Raw genomic sequence first — 5,528 nt, 5'->3', positions numbered from 1 at the left:
CGACGAGGGTATCACCGGCTAGCGCGGTTCAGTGTGCGTGCTGGCAACGCCCGAGCATCGCCTGTATGGCCGAGCTCTCGGTCGGGCCACAGCCGGTGACGAGGCGACGTCCGCCATCTGTGCGCTTCGCGTCGATATTCTCACGAGCGAGCCCGACAGCCACCCACTGCGTCGCAGCAGGGTGGGTCAGGTAATACTCGACAACACACGTCTCGGTCACGAGGCGCGAATCAAACTCGTCGGCTTGATGGTTCATCTTCATGGTCGTCGTCCTCTGTCAACCATCTCTCGCTCTAACGCTCTCAGTATCCGCATAATCACTGCCGCCGTCCTTGCGCTCGCGCAAACTTCCAGAGGATTTCGTGCGACGATGTGTGCCACGATTGATGACTGATGGAGGAGGATCTGTGACGAACGAGGGCAAGCGACCACTGAAGGTCGGGTTCGGCCTGCCGGATTCGGCGGATGGCGCGACTGGCGTCACCGCATCGTGGAGGGAGATCGCCGACGTCGCCCTGCGAGCCGAGGCGGTCGGCTTCGACTCGGTCTGGGTGCAGGATCACCTGCTCTTCCGCCTGCCCGATCGCGAGCCGGAGGGTGTCTGGGAGTCATTCTCGATGCTCTCGGCGCTGGCAGCAGTGACCAGCAAGGTGGAGATCGGCACTCTCGTCACCTGCACGTCGTTCCGCAACCCGGCGCTGACCGCCAAGATGGCCGACACGATCGACGAAATCAGCGGCGGACGCGTCATCCTCGGACTCGGTGCTGGCTGGCACGAGCCGGAGTATCGCGCCTTCGGCTTCCCGTTCGATCACCGCGTGTCGCGCTTCGCGGAGGCGCTGCAGATCATCCACGGCCTGCTGCACAACGGCGAGATCGACTTCGACGGCACGTACTACCAGGCGCGCGATTGCGCGATTGTCCCGCGCGGCCCGCGCCGCGATGGCCTGCCGATCATGATGGGCACGACCGGCGAGCGCATGCTTGACCTGACTGCGCGCTACGCTGACATCTGGAACGTCTATTTCACGAAGACCGGCAACTCACCCGACGGCATGGGACCGCTGATGGAGCGCGTGGATGCCGCCTGCGAGGCAGTCGGGCGCGATCCGGCCACACTGGCGCGCTCGGCGACGATCTTCGTCGACTTCTCCGGCGCTGCCGAGGGTGCGTCCTCCGTCAATCCGACCGGCGCACCGCCGCTCTCCGGCGAGCCGGAGCAGATCGCCGACGAGCTGCGCCGCTACGCCGATCTCGGCGTCTCGCACGTGCAGGTCTACACCGAGCCGCTCAACCTCGCCGGCGTCGAGCAGTTCGCGCCCGTGCTGGAGGCGCTGGATCGCGGCTAGGCGCTGCATGAGAACTCCGGCCAGGGTGAGGCGTCAGTTGGACAGCCACCGCTCGACGCCCGTAATCGTGAGTGGGTCGCCAACGTCGGATAGTTCGATCGTTCAGGTCGGCAGCCAACACTGTGTCCTGTCATCTGCCGCCCAGGGGGCACCCGGCAGTGAGAGATCTCCCCTGCGTTGGACTGAGTCAAACGGGTGGGAGATCTTTCGGTTGCGACCTCAAGATGACAGGGGAACATGGAGGTTACCAGTCCAGCGGGTCGGCAATGCCAGCAATGGCGAGTAGTCCGGGCCGACAGCCAACCCCTTGTCCTGTCATCTGCCGCCCGGAGGGCACCCGGCAGTGAGAGATCTCCCACCCGTTCGACTCGGTCCAACATAGGGGAGATCTTTCGGTTGCGACCTCAAGATGACAGGCGGCGGGTCCGGCTATCGCACCCAACCCCGCGACCCTTCATGCTTGACGCCCCGCGTTAGTCAAATCGCGCCGCGTCGAACATGCCCAGCGGTCGACCCTCCAGCAGGTGCTCGACGCAGATGCGCGCGCAGAGCGGCCCGTAGCTCATGCCTCCGCCGGTGAAGCCCGCCACGAACGCGACGTTGCGCATGTCCGGCAGCCGCCCGATCAGCGGCGTGCTGTCCGGCGTAAAGCCCATCGTCCCAGCCCAGCGATGTGTCACCTTCAGATCCGCCAGCTCAGGGAAGCGCTCTGCTACCCAGCCGTGCATCCCGGACTGTAGCTGCGGTGTCGTCTCGTCGCCGTAGCCGACCTCCTCATGGGCGAAGCGGTCGCGGTAGCCACCGATCAGGAAGCGGCCATCGGGTAGCTGCCGAAAGTACTCGAAGCCGTCCTCGGTGCCGGTCGGCATGTCGATCAGCCGCGTGCCATCGGCGGTCGGTTCGGTCGCGAACATCTGCGCCCGCGTCGGGTAGATCTTGTCGGCGAAGTAGTGGTGCAGGATACGCGACCAGGCGTTCGTCGCCATGATCGCCGTGCCGCACTCGACCGTCGCGCGCTTGCCGCGCAGGATCACGGTATCGCCGCGCTGCTCAATCGCTCGCACCTCGCAGTTGTCGATCACCCGCGCGCCGGAGGCCGCCATCAGCCGCGTGACGAGCAGCCACGGCTGCAGTGCCATGTCGCCCGGCTGGTAGAGCCGCCCGAAGAACCCGCGCCCGTAGGGATCTTCCTCGGAGAAGTGCACCTCCAGCCCGTCCGCCTCCATCGCCCGCGCCGAGGCACGCATGCTGTCGCGCTCGGCTTCGTCGATGCCGAGGTACTGCGAGCCGTTCGCCTCATACGGCACCTTCAACGCATCGCAGAAGCCGCGCACCATCGTCCGGTTTTCGAGCAGCAGCTCGCGCAGCGCCTTCGCGCCCTCGCGCCCGTGCCGCTCCACTGCCGTGTGATAGTTATTGCGCAGTCCGGCGATGCAGTGCCCAGCGTTGCGCCCCGACGCCCCGCCAGCCACCGCACCGGACTCCAGCACAACCACCTGCTTGCCCGCCTGCACCAGCAGCGTCGCCAACGTCGCCCCGACGATCCCACCGCCGATCACCGCGACATCGGCAACGACCTGCTCATGCTCGATCTCCCCCGGCCAGGCCGCCGAGTCCTGCCACAGCGAAACCGTCATCGACACACTCCCCTTAGCTGAAGCCCACTCCCAGAATCACCGTATTCACGCGCATGTTTGCTTGTACCACAAGGCTGCCGCGGTGCACGCAGGGTGATGGTTCTCCGAAGACCCTGAAGCAATGTGCGGAGCAACAATTCGCGAAGTTGCCAAGAAATATTGTCCTTGACGGGCACGCGGGGGGCGTATGATGCAAGTACAGCATCGAATGTCCGCTCGCAATGACGGGAGCGAGAATATGTACGCAGACACTGGGAGTGGCTTACCACCCCCGCGTCATCATGCGACCTTTTGTTGTTATCGCGCTGGTTCTTGTCCTGATTCTCGGAGCAACCGCTGCTGCCAGCCTGTTGCGTCAGTCGCCACAATCTATTGAGCCGAGCGCACCGGATGACTTCCGCATCACGCTTGATCAGACACAGACAGTCGCCGGAACGACGCTGCATCTCACCGGCGCGGAGTTCGCCTCAGATGACACGTTGCTCGATTTCCAGGTGAGCTGGCCCGACTTCGATCCGGCCACGAACCTGATGCCGATCACCTTCGAGTCACTGACCGTGAGCGGGGTCAGCGGTGACCCGACCTTCTTCGGTACATCAAAGCTGGATCAGTCGCGCGATGGCGCGGTGCAAATGACGCTGGCAGTTGGCCCGCCAATGCCCGAGACGACGGACATCGTCGTCGAGATCAGCAAGGTCGGCCTTTCAGACGCCGATGGCGCACGCTGGATCGATGGTCCGTGGACGTTCACGATCCCAGCCGAGGATGTCATTCAGGACCCGATCAATGTGCCCATTCCGGTCGGCAAGACGGTCGAGTCCGGGCCGGTCGCGATCACGATTGCCAGTGTCCACCTGTCGAGCCGCGCAGTGAGTGTCGCCTACAGTGTGCCGGCGATGCCAGCTGGTGAGGCGATGCCAGCCTCGTCAGTCGTTCAGCTCGTTCTTCCGGACGGCCAGGTGTTCAATGGCGTTGGCCGCGGCGGTATTCAGTTACGTGAGGACTCCTGGGTCGCGTACTTCCCGGCGCTCCCCGAGGGCGTTGACACGTTCCAGCTCGCATTCACATCGTTCGTGACGCCAGTCGAACAACCCGTCGACGTCACCTTCCCGATCCCCGATGGCTTCTGGGATGTCACGGCTGATGCGACCTTCGCTGTTGGCCAGACGTTCGTCGTCGACGGCGAGACGCTCGTCGTGGACAGCCTCGCCCGTTCAGAACCCGAAACCGGCTATGACAGCACGAAGCCGGGTGAGGTCGCCGTCATCATTCGGAACACCGGCCAGCCAGGTGATCGCACGATCACGCTCGGCGGACCGACGCCGGAAGGCCAGACGTTGACCGATGATCTGGGTAACTCCTTCGTACCGACCGGTGGCTCCATGGGCATGGCTGAAGATGGCAAGGGTGGTCTCGAAGCTGGCGAGAGCGTCTCGCGCTTCGAGATGCCGATCGACTCCAGCGCCACCACCCTGACGCTGCACGCCGACTCCTACGGCCGCGTCTTCCCCGGCCCCGCGCCGATCACGATTGACGTGCCGTAAGAGACCTCACCCCCCAGCCCCCTCTCCCGTGGGGAGAGGGGGTGTCATGGGCGAAGGTGGTTGGGCAAATGCTCGGCGGCTTGTCGCCGTCACGGCAGTTAATTCGCTAGCACAGGGACACCCTCCCTCTCCCCACGGGAGAGGGAGGGCAGGGGAGGGTGAGGTCACCCCGGCCGATACTCACCCCACTCTCGCCGCAGCACGTCGCAGATCTGACCCAGCGTCGCGCCGGCCAGCAACGCTTCGCGCATGACGGTGAGCAGGTTCGTCGTTGAGCGGGCGGCTGCGCCGACGCGGCGCAAGGCAATGTCCAGCTCGACCGAGGCGTGGTCTTCCTTGTACAGCCAGGTGCGCTCGATCTGCTGCCGCACCAGATCCTGATCGATGTGGTGGATCGGCACGCCGCTCTCGTCCTCTTCGCGCTGGTAGTTCACTCCCACGATGATGCGCTCGCCGCTGTCGATCGCCTGCTCCCAGCGGTAGGCGGTGTCGGCGATCTGATCCTGCATGAAGCCGCTCTCGATCGCCGCGATCGCTCCGCCCATCTCCGCGACCTCATCCATCAGCGCGTAGGCGTCACGCTCGATCGCGTCGGTCAGCGCCTCGACGGCGTACGACCCGGCCAGCGGATCGGCGGTCTCAACGACGCCCGCCTCGTGGGCAATGATCTGCTGCGTGCGCAGTGCCAGCGTCGCCGCCTCGGCCGTCGGCAGCGAGAGCGCTTCGTCGTAGCCGTTCGTGTGCAGCGACTGCGTGCCGCCCAGCACCGCCGAGAGCGCCTGAATCGTGACGCGGACGACGTTGTTTAGTGGCTGCTGGGCGGTCAGCGTCGATCCACCGGTCTGGGTGTGGAAGCGCAGCGTCAGCGACTTCGGGCTCTGCGCCCCGAAGCGGTCGCGCATGATGTTGGCCCACATCCGGCGTGCGGCGCGGTACTTGGCGACCTCTTCGAGGAAGCCGTTGTGTGCGTTGAAGAAGAACGACAGGCGCGGCGCGAA

5 protein-coding genes are annotated in these 5,528 nt (G+C 65.1%); 2 read left to right on the top strand and 3 right to left on the bottom strand.

What is annotated here, in order from left to right; translation table 11 throughout:
• Nucleotides 1-28: 28 nt before the first annotated feature.
• Nucleotides 29-262: a hypothetical protein gene (locus M9890_15225; GenBank protein MCO5178305.1), complete on the bottom strand. Its 234-nt coding sequence runs from the start codon at nt 260-262 to the stop codon at nt 29-31.
• Nucleotides 263-407: 145 nt separating this feature from the next.
• Here M9890_15225 and M9890_15220 point away from each other — a divergent pair, with 145 nt between their 5' ends.
• Nucleotides 408-1,349, top strand: a complete 942-nt coding sequence (locus tag M9890_15220; protein ID MCO5178304.1) for an LLM class flavin-dependent oxidoreductase — start codon at nt 408-410, stop codon at nt 1,347-1,349.
• Between the two features lie 473 nt (nt 1,350-1,822).
• On the opposite strand, the gene M9890_15215 is transcribed toward M9890_15220, so the two are convergent.
• Nucleotides 1,823-2,986 (bottom strand): FAD-binding oxidoreductase, encoded by a 1,164-nt coding sequence (locus tag M9890_15215; protein MCO5178303.1) that lies wholly within the window; start codon nt 2,984-2,986, stop codon nt 1,823-1,825.
• Between the two features lie 257 nt (nt 2,987-3,243).
• Here M9890_15215 and M9890_15210 point away from each other — a divergent pair, with 257 nt between their 5' ends.
• Complete coding sequence (locus M9890_15210) at nt 3,244-4,530, top strand: hypothetical protein (GenBank protein MCO5178302.1); 1,287 nt, start codon at nt 3,244-3,246, stop codon at nt 4,528-4,530.
• 164 nt (nt 4,531-4,694) lie between these two features.
• On the opposite strand, the gene M9890_15205 is transcribed toward M9890_15210, so the two are convergent.
• On the bottom strand, nt 4,695-5,528 hold an 834-nt coding region (locus tag M9890_15205; GenBank protein MCO5178301.1), incomplete at its 5' end, for a methylmalonyl-CoA mutase family protein.

Source organism: Thermomicrobiales bacterium (assembly GCA_023954495.1).
In the GTDB taxonomy this organism is placed as follows: domain Bacteria; phylum Chloroflexota; class Chloroflexia; order Thermomicrobiales; family CFX8; genus JAMLIA01.
Note: the sequence above shows the minus strand (reverse complement) of the source record. Positions and strands in the feature narration are given on the sequence as shown.